The organism is Rhodococcus sp. SORGH_AS_0301 (assembly GCF_030818285.1).
Taxonomy (GTDB): Bacteria; Actinomycetota; Actinomycetes; order Mycobacteriales; family Mycobacteriaceae; genus Rhodococcoides.
Genome location: NZ_JAUTAC010000002.1, coordinates 3,061,940 through 3,076,329, shown reverse-complemented (window position 1 = coordinate 3,076,329; position 14,390 = coordinate 3,061,940). Strand labels below are relative to the sequence as shown.

The 14,390-nt window shown below is 68.8% G+C and carries 12 protein-coding genes; 9 read left to right on the top strand and 3 right to left on the bottom strand.

Annotated elements, in window-relative coordinates; genetic code table 11:
- Positions 1-11 precede the first annotated feature (11 nt).
- Entirely contained in the window at positions 12-911 is a 900-nt protein-coding gene (locus tag QE397_RS15090; protein ID WP_027504328.1) for a LysR family transcriptional regulator ArgP, read from the top strand.
- On the opposite strand, the gene QE397_RS15085 is transcribed toward QE397_RS15090, so the two are convergent.
- Positions 871-1,299 carry an HIT family protein gene (locus tag QE397_RS15085; RefSeq protein WP_027504327.1) on the bottom strand — a complete coding sequence of 143 codons (429 nt, stop codon included), beginning with the start codon at positions 1,297-1,299 and terminating at the stop codon, positions 871-873. The genes QE397_RS15090 and QE397_RS15085 overlap by 41 nt on opposite strands.
- Positions 1,300-1,393: 94 nt before the next feature.
- Between QE397_RS15085 and QE397_RS15080 the strand changes: the two genes are divergently transcribed.
- Positions 1,394-2,797, top strand: coding sequence for a bifunctional glycosyltransferase family 2/GtrA family protein (locus tag QE397_RS15080; RefSeq protein ID WP_307095644.1), 1,404 nt, complete (start codon positions 1,394-1,396; stop codon positions 2,795-2,797).
- Entirely contained in the window at positions 2,794-4,779 is a 1,986-nt protein-coding gene (locus tag QE397_RS15075; RefSeq protein WP_373425241.1) for a glycosyltransferase family 39 protein, read from the top strand. Before QE397_RS15080 ends, QE397_RS15075 begins: the two co-directional genes overlap by 4 nt.
- Positions 4,780-4,835: 56 nt before the next feature.
- On the opposite strand, the gene QE397_RS15070 is transcribed toward QE397_RS15075, so the two are convergent.
- A complete protein-coding gene (locus tag QE397_RS15070; protein WP_056446646.1) occupies positions 4,836-5,291 on the bottom strand; it encodes a helix-turn-helix transcriptional regulator in 456 nt (151 codons plus the stop codon).
- Positions 5,288-6,385, bottom strand: a complete 1,098-nt coding sequence (locus tag QE397_RS15065; RefSeq protein WP_307095642.1) for a serine hydrolase — start codon at positions 6,383-6,385, stop codon at positions 5,288-5,290. The genes QE397_RS15070 and QE397_RS15065 overlap by 4 nt, the downstream gene beginning before the upstream one ends.
- A gap of 103 nt (positions 6,386-6,488) precedes the next feature.
- Here QE397_RS15065 and purD point away from each other — a divergent pair, with 103 nt between their 5' ends.
- The 6 genes from purD to QE397_RS15035 all read left to right on the top strand — a co-directional run bounded on the left by purD (position 6,489) and on the right by QE397_RS15035 (position 14,388).
- Positions 6,489-7,748, top strand: coding sequence for a phosphoribosylamine--glycine ligase (gene purD / locus QE397_RS15060; RefSeq protein ID WP_307095640.1), 1,260 nt, complete (start codon positions 6,489-6,491; stop codon positions 7,746-7,748).
- Positions 7,749-7,750: 2 nt separating this feature from the next.
- The gene (locus QE397_RS15055) at positions 7,751-8,905 is read left to right on the top strand and encodes a pyridoxal phosphate-dependent aminotransferase (protein WP_307095638.1); all 1,155 of its coding nucleotides are present in this window, start codon (positions 7,751-7,753) and stop codon (positions 8,903-8,905) included.
- Between the two features lie 87 nt (positions 8,906-8,992).
- Complete coding sequence (locus tag QE397_RS15050; RefSeq protein WP_307095636.1) at positions 8,993-9,637, top strand: TetR/AcrR family transcriptional regulator; 645 nt, start codon at positions 8,993-8,995, stop codon at positions 9,635-9,637.
- A gap of 53 nt (positions 9,638-9,690) precedes the next feature.
- Positions 9,691-11,112 carry an adenylosuccinate lyase gene (gene purB, locus QE397_RS15045; protein ID WP_307095634.1) on the top strand — a complete coding sequence of 474 codons (1,422 nt, stop codon included), beginning with the start codon at positions 9,691-9,693 and terminating at the stop codon, positions 11,110-11,112.
- Positions 11,113-11,179: 67 nt separating this feature from the next.
- A complete protein-coding gene (locus QE397_RS15040; protein ID WP_307095632.1) occupies positions 11,180-12,502 on the top strand; it encodes a UDP-glucose/GDP-mannose dehydrogenase family protein in 1,323 nt (440 codons plus the stop codon).
- A 95-nt stretch (positions 12,503-12,597) separates the two neighbouring features.
- Entirely contained in the window at positions 12,598-14,388 is a 1,791-nt protein-coding gene (locus tag QE397_RS15035; protein ID WP_307095630.1) for a DUF4012 domain-containing protein, read from the top strand.
- Positions 14,389-14,390: the final 2 nt, after the last annotated feature.

Here is a 14,390-nt window from a genome sequence, read left to right as displayed (position 1 = left end):
AGCTTCACATCATGCAGTCGGACCAGCTCGAGGCTCTGCGTGCCGTCGTCGACGACGGCACGTTCGAAGCGGCTGCGCGGTCGCTGCACATCACACCGTCGGCGGTGAGTCAGCGCATCAAAGCGCTGGAACTGCGGGTCGGTGCCGTTCTCGTCTCGCGCACGAAGCCCGTGATGCCGACCGAGTCCGGCGTCGTGCTGCTCCGGCTCGCCCGGCAGATCCAGACTCTGACCGACGGCGCCGTGCGGGAGTTGCGCGCCGCGGACGACGTCGCTCGGGTGTCGCTGGCCGTCAACTCGGATTCCCTGGCCACGTGGGTGTTGCCGGCGCTCGCGCCACTGGCGGGCTCCGTGATCCTCGACATCCATCGAGAGGATCAGGACCACACCGCCGAATTGCTCCGCGGTGGAACGGTGACGGCGGCGATCACGTCCGTGGACACACCTGTCCGCGGCTGTACCTCGACCAGGCTCGGCTCAATGCGGTACCGCCCCTGCGCGTCTCCGTCGTTCGTGACTCGATTCCTGGACGACGGCGTCACTCCGGACGCCCTGGCCCGAGCCCACGTCGTGGTGTTCGACGAGAAGGACGCGCTGCAGGATCGCTACCTCTCGCGACACGGCGTGTCCGCGTCGGTGCCGCCGCGACACCTGGTGCCGTCGTCCACCGAGTACGCGCGTGCCGTGCATCTGGGCTTCGGCTGGGGCATGCTGCCGGACCAGCAGCGCGGCGGACTCGACGTCGTCGAACTCGACGACACCGTGATCGACGTGGCGCTTCACTGGCAGCAATGGACGCTGTCGTCGCCGGCGCTCGACACGGTGGCCGCGGCGATCGTCGGAGCCGCGCGGGCGGTTCTCGGACGACCGATCAGCGACGGGGGACGTGCTGCCCGTGGCCGAGTGCCGTGAGCGCTGCGGTGATCTTCTCCTGCGCCTCGTCCAACGACTCGGGCGACGGGGAGGTGTCGGCGCCGGAGATGTCGAAGTCCGCCATGTCGAAGGCCGGGAACACGTGCAGATGCAGGTGCGGCACCTCGAGACCGGCGATCAGCAGACCCGCCCGAGGGGCGTCGAACGCCGACCGGACGGCCTTGCCGACGGTCTGAGCGACAGACGTGAGCGAGCCGAAGGTCGTGGGATCGACGTCCTGCCACTGATCGATCTCGGCTCGCGGGACGATCAGGGTGTGACCCTGCGTGACCGGGGCGATGGTGAGGAACCCGACGACGTCGTCGTCCTCCCACACGAAGCGGCCCGGGATGTCGCCGGCGATGATTGCGCTGAACACGGATGCCATGGGCCGACTCTATTCGTCGGCTCCGCATCGGCTCCCGGGTACTTCCCGGGTTCGCCCCGGGTCGGTCCCGGGGCGGCGCACGAGTGTTCGGTGCATGACAACCAACTCAGTGGTGGAGCGGGAAGGCCGGAGGCCGGCCGGTGACGGGCGGGAAGGCCGGAGGCCCGCCGGTGACGGGCGGGAAGGCCGGAGGCCGGCCGGTGACGGGCGGGAAGGCCGTGGGCCCGGGCGCGGGCGGGAGCCGGGGCCGGGTGGGAGTGCGGCGCGGACGGTGACCGTCGAGCTCGTGGTGCCCGTGTACAACGAGGAGGCCGCGCTCGAAGCCTGTGTCCGCAGGCTGCACGCCTTCCTGCGGGCCGACGTTCCCTGGTCGACGGTGATCACCGTCGCCGACAACGCGAGCACGGACGCGACACGGTCGATCGCCGAGCGCCTCGCCCGGGAGCTCGACGGTGTCTCGGTGCGACATCTGGACGACAAGGGTCGCGGCCGCGCGCTCAAGGCGGTGTGGACGGAGTCGGAGGCCGACATCGTCGCGTACATGGACGTCGACCTGTCGACGGATCTCGGTGCACTCGTGCCCCTCCTGGCTCCGCTGGCATCGGGCCATTCCGATCTCGCGATCGGGTCCCGGCTCGCCTCGTCCTCGCGGGTGGTGCGAGGGGCGAAGCGAGAGTTCATCTCCCGCACCTACAACGTCCTCCTTCGCACGGGTCTGCGGACCAGATTCTCCGACGCTCAGTGCGGGTTCAAGGCCGCGCGCACCGAGATCGTCCGGGAACTGCTTCCGCTGATCGAGGACACCGGGTGGTTCTTCGACACCGAACTGCTCGTCCTCGCGGAGCGGGTCGGTCTCCGCATTCACGAGGTGCCCGTCGACTGGGTCGACGATCCCGACTCGAGCGTGGACATCGTCGACACCGCACTGGCCGATCTGAAGGGCTGCTGGCGCGTCGGGCGTGCGCTCGCGACCGGCGCCCTCCCGATCGCGGACCTGCGTCTCAGCCTGGGTCGTGGACCCCTGTCGTCCACCGCCTCCACCACCGAGGTCTCCGAACTGAGGGGAGTGCCCGTCGGCATGATCGGTCAGCTGGTGCGGTTCGCGCTCGTCGGCGTCGCCAGCACTGTCGCCTACGCGGTGCTGTACCTGATCCTGCACACGATCCTCGGCGCGCAGGGCGCCAACTTCGTCGCGCTCCTCGTCACCGCAGTGCTGAACACCGCCGCCAACAGAGCCTTCACATTCGGGGTCCGAGGCTCCGACGGGGCTGCGGCGCATCATCTTCAGGGTCTCGCGGTGTTCGCCTTCGGGTGGCTCGTCACCGCCGGTTCTCTCGTCGCCCTGCACGAGTGGGCTCCGGGTGCGTCCAAGCACGTCGAGCTCCTCGTTCTCGTTCTCGCCAACCTGGTCGCCACCGTGACGCGCTTCGTCGCGCTGCGCTGGGTCTTCCGGGCCGCATCCTCCGCCCGCACTCGTCAGATGGAGTCCACCTCGTGACCACCCTCCTCACCGCCCCGGAAGATCACGTGCACGACGGGGCTCCGCGCCCGGTCCGTACTCGTTGGGAACCATGGGCCGCTGCGGCCCTGATCCTGGGAACTGCTGTCGCCTACCTCGTGAACCTGAGCAGCAACGGATGGGCCAACTCCTTCTACTCCGCTGCGGTGCAGGCGGGTTCGCAATCCTGGGAGGCGTTCTTCTTCGGCTCCTCCGATGCCGCGAACTCCATCACCGTCGACAAGCCGCCGATGTCGCTGTGGCTCATGGAACTGTCCGTCCGGGTGTTCGGGCTGAACTCGTGGGCGATCCTCGTGCCTCAGGTCCTGCTGGGTGTCGCCTCCGTGACGCTGCTGTGGCGCACCGTACGGCGACAGTGGGGACCGGCCGCCGGACTGCTCGCAGGACTGGTTCTCGCGCTGACTCCCGTGGCGGCACTGATGTTCCGTTTCAACAACCCCGATGCGCTGCTGGTGCTGCTCATGATCGTGGCGGTGTGGGCGATGATGCGGGCTGTCGAGACCGGTCGCACCCGGTGGCTCGTGGTCGTCGGCACGATGGTCGGACTCGGCTTCCTGACCAAGCAGCTGCAGGTCATGCTGGTGGTTCCCCCTCTGGCGCTGACGTACCTCCTGGCCGGGCCTGTGTCGCTGCGACGGCGCATCCTGCAGTTGTGTGCCGCGCTGGGCGCGATGATCGTGTCGGCCGGATGGTGGATCGCCGTCGTGGAACTCTGGCCGGCGTCGTCGCGGCCGTGGATCGGTGGGTCGCAGAACAACTCGATCCTCGAACTGACGCTGGGATACAACGGTCTCGGTCGGCTCAACGGTGAGGAGACCGGTTCGGTCACGCCCGGCGGCGGCGGTGGTGGCGGCGGAATGTGGGGGGAGACGGGCATCCTGCGGATGTTCGACGCCTCGCAGGGCGGTCAGATCGCCTGGCTCGTTCCCGCTGCGCTGATTCTGGGAATCGCGGCGATCGTGCTGCGCGGCAAGGCTCCTCGTACCGACCAGCGGCGCGCTGCGCTGATGGTCTGGGGACTGTGGCTCCTGGTCACCGGGCTGACGTTCAGCTTCATGGCCGGCATCTTCCACTCGTACTACACCGTGGCGCTGGCGCCGGCGGTCGCGGCGCTGGTGGGCATGGGCAGCGTGGCGCTCTGGCGGGCCCGCGAGCGCCTCGTCGCACGCATCGTTCTCGCCGCGACGGTGGTCGCGACCGTGGTGACGTCCTGGATCCTGTTGTCCCGCAGCGCATCCTTCGTTCCGTGGCTGAAGGTCGTCGTCGTGCTGGTCGGTGTGCTCGCGGTCGTGGGGCTGCTCGTTCCGCGGCTGACTCGCGGCAGGCTCGCCGCGGTCACGGTTCTGGCGGCGGTGATCGCGGGACTCGCAGGACCGACCGCCTACGCCGCGAACACCATCGCGACACCGCATCAGGGCTCCATCGTCACGGCCGGGCCGAACACCGGTGGCGGCTTCGGGCGTGGCGGCATGGACGGCGGGCGCGGCATGCGCGACGGCGGTGCCGGCCGGATGCCCGCCGGGGGACAGGCGCCGACGGGTGCGCCCGGTCAGCTCTTGGGTGGCGCCGCGCAGATGCCGGGTGGCGCGGACGGTGGCGGCGGCATGGGCGGGTTGCTCGATGGCAGTACTCCGAGCGCCGAGATGGTCGCCCTGCTCGAGGAGAACTCGGACTCGTACACCTGGGTCGCCGCGGCGATCGGGTCCAATGCCGCGTCGGGCTACCAGTTGGCGACCGAGGACCCGGTGATGCCGATCGGTGGTTTCAACGGCAGCGATCCCTCCCCGACGCTGGCCGCGTTCCAGCAGTACGTCGCTGACGGTGAGATCCACTGGTTCATCGCGGGCGGCGGTATGGGAGGCGGTGCGTCCGGTACCTCGGCGGAGATCAGCGAGTGGGTCACCGCGACCTTCACCGCCCAGACCGTGGACGGCGTGACACTGTACGACCTCACCGCCTGACCCGGATCCGGTGCAGTGAACCGTGCTGACCACGGTCCACTGCACCGGATCTCACATCAGCGAAGTTCTCCGGCGATGTCGGCCGAGGCGAGCATCAGCACCAGCGCGGGCACGACGGTGCGTGCGGCGAGCCGGTAGTCGCCCCGGCCGTGCTGCTCGACGATCCGCGCCGACGTGAGGGTCTTCAGATGGTGATAGAGCTGACCGACGGACGACAGTCCCACCGCCGCCTGCAGATCGGCGGCGACCGCGGGACCGCGCAACAGTGCGCGGACCACGGCGAGCCTCACAGGGTGGCCGAGCGCCGCCAGCACCTCGACCGCCCGGTCGGGGGGAAGATCGAGCACGGCGTCGGGCACGTACTCGATGGACCAGGTGACGTCGCCGGCCAGATGGACGTCACCCGAGTAGGACACGAGGCCCCCGGTGGACGCCGCCGTCTGTCGGGGGTCCCCCTCGAGCGCCGCGACCCGAGCCTCCAGGGCTGCGACGCGTGCCTCCAGCTCGCTCACGAGATGCAGGCTAGCCGCCCCACTGTCGCCGGATCCGCCGCGGCCTCGAGGAGCAGCGTCTGATGCTGGGTCAGGTTCGTCGTCGCGGACTCGTACTCGGCTGCGGTCAGACCATGGTTCAGCCACACCACCACGGCGGGGGCGCCGTCCGCGCGGCGGAACTCGAAGCCGTGCGTGAGAACTCCGGGCAGATTCCCGCCCTTGAACCCCATGGCCACGAACCCGGCGTCCGCAGGCGGGTCCTGCCATTCGAGGTGGCGCCTGATGGTGTCGACCCCCGAGCCGTAGGAACCGTCGGCGACGGCGGTGTGGAATCGCGCGAGCTCGGCGGCCGTCCCGGTCGGGCCGAACCGATCGAAGTACGTGAGCAGTTCCGTCTCGTCTCGCGGTCGCGCAGTCGTTCCGTAGGTCGCGCGGAAGTCGGCGTCGAACGCGAACCGCTGTGCGAGCGACCACAGATCGTCCGTGTCGACGGTCGCGTCGAGGGCGCCGAGCGTGACGCCGACGAGGGTGGGTGGTGTGAAGTCGCTCCACCCGCCCGCTGCGGCGGCGTCCCGCAACGCGTCGTCGCCCAGGCGGTACCGGAGGTAGTCGGGCACTCCGTTGTCGCTCTCACGCACCATCGCGGTGACCATGTCGTCGAGCCGCACCGTCGCGGCCGGATCCGTCGGCGATGTTCCGTCGTTCGCGTTGCCGAGGCGATTCAGAGCCGCGATGTGGGCACCGCCGTCCGTGCCGGGTGCGTACCACCGCTGCCAGTCGGCGACAGGGATGCGTTCGTCCGGGTCCAGCGTGCCGTCGGCCACGGCGCGGGCGTAGGCACCGAGGTGTACGACCTTCACGGCGGAGGCGAGGGGGTGCGGCGTGTCCGCGTCGTGCTCGGCGGTGTGTCCGAGCCCGTCGTCCACCGCGAAGGACACCGATTCGGGGTGCTCGGCGGCGAAGCCGATCCAGCCGTCGGGTGTGGTCATGTCCGCAACGGGGGCCGGTGCGCACGTCGTGGTGGACGTCGGCTCGTCCGTGCTCGGCGGTGCGGACGAGCACCCGGCCAGCAGAATCGACGCCGCGGTCACGGCGGTGAGAGTGCGCATCATCGGTTCTCCTCGAGTCGCATCGTTCGGCTATTCCGTAATTCCGGAATTACCATAGCGCGAACGGGTGCGCTGGTCCAGAGGTCGTGGCCAGTACGCTGCTCTCGTGCGAGTACTCGTCATCGGTTCCGGAGCCCGTGAACATGCCCTGCTGATCGCCCTGGCGGCGGACCCCGAGGTGAGCGCGGTGATGTGCGCCCCCGGCAACGCCGGCATCGAGACCGTCGCCCAGACGTACCCCGTCGACGTCGCCTCCGGGGAGGCCGTCGTGTCGCTCGCTCGCGAGCGCGGCGCCGATCTGGTCGTCATCGGCCCCGAGGTACCGCTGGTGCTCGGCGTCGCCGACGCGGTGCGCGAGGCCGGGATCGCCTGCTTCGGTCCGTCCGCCGCCGCCGCCCGGATCGAGGGTTCCAAGGCGTTCGCGAAGGACGTCATGGCGTCGGCCGGGGTCCGCACCGCGACCAGCGAGGTGGTGGACACGCCGGCACTGCTCGATGCCGCCCTCAACCGCTTCGGGCCGACGTGGGTGGTGAAGGACGACGGACTGGCCGCGGGCAAGGGAGTCGTCGTCACGCAGGACCGCCTCACCGCGCGCGCTCACGCCGCCGAGCTCCTCGAACTCGGCCATCCCGTGTTGCTCGAATCGTTCCTGTCCGGCCCGGAGGTGTCGCTGTTCTGTCTCGTCGACGGCGAGACCGTGGTGCCGCTGCTGCCCGCTCAGGACCACAAGCGCGTCGGAGACGGCGACACCGGGCCCAACACCGGCGGGATGGGCGCCTACACACCGTTGCCGTGGTTGCCCGACTCGATGGTCCAGCGCATCGTCGACGAGGTGGTCGCGCCCGTGGCAGCGGAGATGGTGGCACGGGGTTGCCCGTTCACCGGCCTGCTCTACGCGGGCCTCGCGGTGGACGGTGAGGGCCCCGCGGTCATCGAATTCAACTGTCGCTTCGGTGATCCCGAGACCCAGGCCGTGCTCGCACTGCTCGACTCACCGCTCGGTGCGGCGCTGTACGCGGCATCCACCGGAACATTGGCGGACCTGCCGCCGCTGCAGTGGAAGCAGGGCTCGGCGGTCACCGTCGTGCTCGCCGCCGAGAACTATCCCGGCCGACCGCGCACCGGAGACGCCATCACCGGCGCCGAGAACCCCGGCGTGCTGCACGCGGGGACGGCGCACGGCAGGAACGGTGGCCTCGTGTCGGCCGGGGGCCGGGTGCTCAGCGTCGTCGGCACCGGGGCGGATCTCGCCGCCGCCCGCACCGAGGCTTACGACATCATGGCGCGAGTGTCGTTGACCGGCAGCCACTTCCGCACCGACATCGGACTCTCGGCCGTCGAGGGCCGGATCTCGATCCCCTCCTGACGATGGTCGAGGAATCCGCACGCTCGCGCATCGAGCCGTTCCGCGTCATGGACGTGTTCGCCGCTGCGGCGCGCCGCCAGGAGACTCACGGCGACGTCGTGTCCCTCGCGGCCGGACAGCCGTCCACGCGTGCGCCCGGGCCGGTCCTCGCTGCCATGCGCACGGCGCTCGACGACGACGTGATCGGCTACTCCGAGACGTTGGGTACCGCGCGGCTGAGGGCGACGATCGCCGCCTACCTGTCGACGCGATCGCAGGTCGTCATCGAGGCCGAGGACGTCGTGGTGACCACCGGGTCGTCGGGTGCGTTCACGTTGCTGTTCCTCGCGGCGTTCGACGCCGGCGACACCGTGGTGATGGCGCGACCCGGTTATCCCGCGTATCGCAACACGTTGTCCGCGTTGGGGTGTCGCGTGATCGAGCTGGACTGCGGCGAAGACGTGCGCTTCCAGCCGACGGTCGCGATGCTCGATGCGCTCCCCGAACCTCCGAAGGGACTGATCATCGCCAGTCCGGCCAATCCGACCGGCACGATCATCGATCCCGACGAGTTGGCCGCGCTCGCACGATGGTGCGACGAGCACGGCACGCTGTTGATCTCCGACGAGATCTACCACGGCATCTCCTACGGCGACGTCGAGTGCCGGAGCGCTCGGGAGTTCTCGGACGGCGCCGTCTCGATCGGGTCGGTCTCGAAGTACTTCTCCATGACCGGCTGGCGTCTCGGCTGGATGGTGCTCCCGCGTTCGCTCACCCGAGCGGTCCAGCGGCTGGCCTCGAACATGACGGTGTGTCCGCCGACCGTCTCGCAGCTCGCCGCGGTCGCCGCCTTCACGGACGAGTCCCTCGCCGAGTTGGACGGTCACGTGCGGCGGTACGCCCGCAACCGCGAGGAACTGCTCGGCGGTCTCCGTGATGCCGGCGTCACCCGGCTCGCTCCCGCGGACGGCGCCTTCTACGCGTACGCCGACATCGGGCACCTGACGGACGATTCGTTCCGATGGTGCGCCGACACCCTGAACGAGACCGGCGTGGCCGTCGTCCCGGGTGCGGACTTCGACACGGTGCACGGTCACCACACGGTGCGCTTCTCCTTCGCCGGTGCGACCGAGGACATCACCGAGGCGCTGCGTCGGCTCACCCCGCGACTGCGGTAGTGGGCTGCGCCCCCGTGCGCCCTTTGCGCATCCAGGGATACGCAAAAGGCGCACGGGGGAGAAGCGCCGGTGGCAGCATGTGTACGCATGTCGACCGGCTCCGCTCCCCGCTCGACGCCCAAGGGTCGGCGTCGGCGCGAGGCCCTCATCTCGGCCGCAGCTGACCTTCTGCTGGCCGGGGGGTACGACGCCGTGCGGCACCGGAGCGTCGCGGCGAGGGCCAGGCTTCCGCTGGCGTCGACGACCTACTACTTCGACTCCCTGGACGACCTCGTCACGCACGCCGCGGAACTGAACGGGGTCCGCGAGATCGCGATGATCCGCGACCGGATGACCGCATTCGCGCCGGTTGCGTTGGACACCGCGGACACGGTGGACCTGGTGGTGGACCTGCTCGTGGGTCCGGACGACGGCGACGAGGTCCGGCGGGACCTGATGGTGGCGCGCTACGAGCGGGTGCTGGCCGCGGCGCGGCATCCGCAGCTGCAGGAACTGCACTGCCGGCTGCGTGGTGAGCTGGAGGACATGCTGTCCGACGTGCTGTCCGCCGCGGGTCGGCCCACCGACCGTGACCACGTCCGCCCGCTCCTGGCCCTCGTCGACGGTGTCGTGATGGGCGCGTTGGGGGAGAACGGGGCGGACCTGCGGTCACGCGTGCGGGACGTCCTGCTGGATGCGGTGGACCGTCACGCGCCGTTGTCGCGGGAAGTCCGGAGGACGGTCGCGCAGTAGAGGCGCAGTCCGGAGGACGGTCGCGCAGTGGAGGGACCGTAAACTGGCCGCTCGTGAGCCGTATCCCGAATGTCCTCGCCCACCGTTACGCCAGTCCCGACATGGCCCGTCTGTGGTCACCCGAGCACAAGATCGTGCTCGAGCGTCAGCTGTGGATCGCCGTGCTGCGAGCGCAGGCCGATCTCGGTGTCGACGTCCCGGCGGAGGCCATCGCGGACTACGAGCGCGTGGCCGACCGGGTCGATCTCGAGTCGATCGCGGATCGCGAGCGGGTCACTCGTCACGACGTGAAGGCGCGGATCGAGGAGTTCAACGCCCTCGCCGGCCACGAGCACGTGCACAAGGGTCTGACCAGCCGCGATCTGACGGAGAACGTCGAGCAGCTGCAGATCCTGCGGTCGATGGAACACGTGTACGGGCACGGCGTGGCTGTCGCGGCGCGTCTGGCCGAGCGCGCGGCCGAGTACACCGAGGTGGTCATGGCCGGCCGCAGCCACAACGTCGCGGCGCAGGCCACGACGCTGGGCAAGCGGTTCGCGTCGGCTGCCGACGAGCTGATGGTGGCGTTGACCCGGCTCCGGGAGCTGATCGACCGGTACCCGCTGCGCGGCATCAAGGGTCCGATGGGGACGGCCCAGGACATGCTCGATCTGCTCGGCGGCGATGCCGACAAGCTCGAGACCCTCGAACGCGCGGTGGCGCAGCATCTCGGTTTCGCCCACGTCTTCACGAGTGTCGGCCAGGTCTACCCTCGTTCCCTCGACCACGACGTGGTGTCGGCGCTGGTGCAGGTGGGTGCGGCGCAGTCTTCCTTCGCGCACACGGTGCGCCTGATGGCCGGACACGAACTGGTCACCGAGGGTTTCCAGCCGGGTCAGGTGGGCTCGTCGGCCATGCCGCACAAGATGAACACCCGGTCCTGCGAACGCGTCAACGGCCTGCAGGTGATCCTGCGCGGCTACGGGTCCATGGCCGCGGAGTTGGCCGGCGCACAGTGGAACGAGGGCGACGTCTTCTGTTCCGTCGTGCGTCGAGTCGCGCTGCCGGACGCATTCTTCGCCATCGACGGGATGATGGAGACCTTCCTGACCGTGCTCGCAGAGTTCGGTGCCTATCCCGCGGTGATCGCCCGCGAGCTCGATCGCTATCTGCCCTTCCTGGCGACGACCAAGGTGCTCATGGCCGCCGTCCGCGCAGGCGTCGGTCGGGAGACCGCCCACGAAGCCATCAAGGAGCATGCCGTGGCCGTCGCTCTCGCGATGCGGGAGCAGGGGAGGGAACCGGACCTCCTCGACCGACTCGCGGCCGACGAGCGGTTGCCGCTCGACCGCGCGGCACTCGACACGGCGCTGGCGGATCGGTCGGCGTTCATCGGCGCCGCGCACGCTCAGGTCGCTGCGGTCGTCGCCGCGGTGCAGACACTGGTCGACGAGAACCCGGAGGCGGCTCTGTACACACCGGCTCCCATTCTGTGATGTGAACCCTGACGACGGGGCGGTCTCCCGGTGGAAGTGACGGCCGTCAGACCCTACGGTTCGTCATGTGAGCAAAGTTGTCGTCATCGGAACGGGTTACCTGGGCGCCACGCACGCTGCGTGCATGGCCGAGATCGGACACGACGTCCTCGGGGTCGATGTCGACCCGAGCAAGCTGGCCAAGCTCGAGGCGGGGGAGGTGCCCTTCTGGGAGCCCGGGCTCGAGGACGTGTTGCAGCGCAACATCGCAGCGGGCCGCCTGCGCTTCACCGCGTCGTACGCGGACGCTGCAGCGTTCGGCGACATCTTCTTCCTCGCGGTGGGCACGCCGCAGAAGAAGGGCGAGTACGCCGCTGACGTGACGTACGTGAACTCGGTGGTGGAGAACCTCGCACCGCTGATCACCGGACCCGCTGTCCTCTTCGGCAAGTCCACGGTCCCCGTGGGCACGGCGGAGCGACTCGGCGCGTTGGCCCATGCGCTCTCGTCGGCAGGCGAGGACCTCGAGGTGGCCTGGAACCCGGAGTTCCTGCGCGAGGGTCACGCCGTGGAGGACACGCTGCACCCGGACCGGCTGGTGCTCGGGGTCGACCGGAACCGTCCTCGGCGCGCGGAGGAGGTCGCGCGCGAGGTCTACGCGCCCCTGCTCGCCGAGGGAATCCCTTTCATCGTGACCGATCTGGCCACCGCCGAATTGGTCAAGACCTCGGCCAACGCATTTCTCGCTACGAAGATCTCGTTCATCAATGCTATTTCCGAGGTCTGTGACGCGGCAGGCGCCGATATCACCGTTCTGGCCGACGCAATCGGTCACGACGATCGAATCGGACGCAAGTTTCTGAACGCCGGGATCGGTTTCGGCGGAGGTTGCCTACCGAAGGACATTCGCGCATTCATGGCTCGTGCCGGTGAGCTGGGAGCCGATCAGGCGCTGACGTTCCTGCGCGAGGTCGACAACATCAACATGCGTCGCCGCACCGGCATGGTCGAGGTCGTGCGCGACACCGTGGGAACTCTGCTGGGAGCTCAGGTCGCGGTGCTGGGTGCAGCCTTCAAGCCCGACTCCGACGACGTCCGCGATTCACCGGCACTCAATGTCGCTGGCCAACTGCAACTTCAGGGTGCCGGTGTGACCGTGTACGACCCGAAGGCCAACGACAACTCACGCGCGCTGTTCCCCACGCTGGGGTACGCGAGCTCTGCGCTGGAGGCGTGCGCGAAGGCCGACGTGGTACTCGTGCTCACCGAATGGCGTGAATTCCGCGAGCTGGTTCCCGCCGATCTGGACGGCGTGGTGCGAGAACGCAGAATCATCGACGGACGCAATTGCCTCGACGTGAATGCATGGCGATACGCGGGTTGGCTGTATCGGGGACTCGGCAGGCCGTAGTGGGGTGAATGCGTGCCGAGTGACGCGACGCACGACCCGAAGACGATTGATACACTTCCGCCGAATCCCGATCCGTGTACGAGTAGAGGAATTTCGTGTCGACTGAGCTCGAGGAAACCACGGCGGCACGCCGTCGGCGACGTGTACCGATCTGGGTATGGGTTGTCGTCATCGTGCTGCTCGGGCTCGTCGCATGGTTCGGATGGACCGTCTTCACTGCGTACAAGGGACTGAGCTCGGCGCGCGACGACGCGCTGGCGGCGCGGTCGGCGATCCTGGCGGGCAACGCGGACGAGGGCCGCGAGCACGTCGCGGACGCCACCGCGGCGTCGTCGGATGCGCTGGACGCCACCGAGTCGCCCATCTGGAAAGCCGTCGCCGCGATTCCGGGCGTCGGCTCCCCGCTCGAGGTCGTGGGGCCTCTCACCGGGCTCGTCCACGACCTCACGACCGAGGTCCTGCAGCCCGCCGTCGAAGTCGGTGCCGTCCTGAACCCGAGTGAACTGCGCGCGGACGACGGCACGATCGACCTGGGCGCCCTTCGCGATGCATCGCCGACGCTGGAGCAGGTGTCGGTGTCGGCCGGCGAGTTGAACGATCGTGCCGAGTCCATCGACACCGAGAGCTACCTGCCCCAGGTCACCGAGGCCGGCGACTCGTTGAAGGCACAGCTGGACGACCTGTCCGGGCTGCTCACCAATACCAGCCTCGCGTCGAAGATCCTCCCGGACATGCTCGGCGAGAATGCGCCCCAGAGTTACTTCTTGGCCTTCCAGACGAATGCGGAATCGCGTGGTACCGGCGGGCTGATGGGTGGATTCGCCATCATCGATGCTGACCGGGGAAAAATAGAGCTGGACGAGCTGGCGAAGAACAGCGAATTACGCCGTAACTACGACCCGATCGACCTGGGCGCGGACTTCGCGAAGAATTACGGGAACCAGTACAACGCGACGGCCAACTGGCAGAACGCCAACGTGAGCTCCCACTTTCCGTATGCCGGCGAGATTCTTCGGTCGATCTGGCAGCAGGAATCGGGTCAGTCTGTCGACGGCGTACTGGCGACGGACCCGGTGGCCCTGAGCTACATCCTCGGTGTCGTCGGACCCGTGACGCTCGCCGACGGGGAACAGGTCACCGAGGACAACGTCGTGAACCTGACCCAGTCTGAGGCGTACTTCCGCTTCGCGGACGACAACGCCGCGCGCAAGGACTACCTCCAGCAGATCGCCGCGCGTGTCTTCTCCAAAGTGGAGGGCAAGATCAAGAACCCGGCGAAGTTGCTGGACGCGATCGGACGTGGCGTGAGCGAGGGTCACACCGCTGTCTGGAGTGCCGATCCGGCTGTGCAGAGCGTGCTGTCGGGAACCAAGATCGCGCACGAGGTTCCGGACGATCCGGCGCCGTACGCATCGGTGATCGTGAACAACGGCGCCGGCGGCAAACTCGACTACTACCTGAAGCGTGACGTCACCTACACCGCTTCGTCGTGTGTCGGAGACACGCGAACGTCGCAGATCACGGCCACCGTCACCAACACTGCACCTGCGCAGGACTATCCGAGATACATCGCCGGCCGTCAGAACGAGACCACCGCCTACGAGGGGCCGCCAGGAACGAACCGCTCAGTGGTGTCCGTCCTGACCACGACTGGATCCACGCTGTCCAAGGCGACGATCGACGGCCAGCAGGTCTTCCTCCTGACCGGTCAGGAACGCAATCACCCGGTGTTCTACACACCGCTCGTCGTGGAGCCGGGGCAGACGAAGACCCTGGTGCTCGACCTGGTCGAGCCGACAGCTGCCGGGGCCGCTCGCGCGCCCGTTCAACCCCAGACATTGGACGGCACTGCGACGATCGACGTTCCGGACTGCTCCGGATCGTGAGC

Coding starts and splice junctions, on each gene's coding strand:
- QE397_RS15090 (WP_027504328.1), top strand. CDS start 12: ATGCAGTCGGACCAGCTCGAGGCTCTGCGTGCCGTCGTCGACGACGGC.
- QE397_RS15085 (WP_027504327.1), bottom strand. CDS start 1,299: ATGGCATCCGTGTTCAGCGCAATCATCGCCGGCGACATCCCGGGCCGC.
- QE397_RS15080 (WP_307095644.1), top strand. CDS start 1,394: ATGACAACCAACTCAGTGGTGGAGCGGGAAGGCCGGAGGCCGGCCGGT.
- QE397_RS15065 (WP_307095642.1), bottom strand. CDS start 6,385: ATGATGCGCACTCTCACCGCCGTGACCGCGGCGTCGATTCTGCTGGCC.
- QE397_RS15055 (WP_307095638.1), top strand. CDS start 7,751: ATGGTCGAGGAATCCGCACGCTCGCGCATCGAGCCGTTCCGCGTCATG.
- QE397_RS15050 (WP_307095636.1), top strand. CDS start 8,993: ATGTCGACCGGCTCCGCTCCCCGCTCGACGCCCAAGGGTCGGCGTCGG.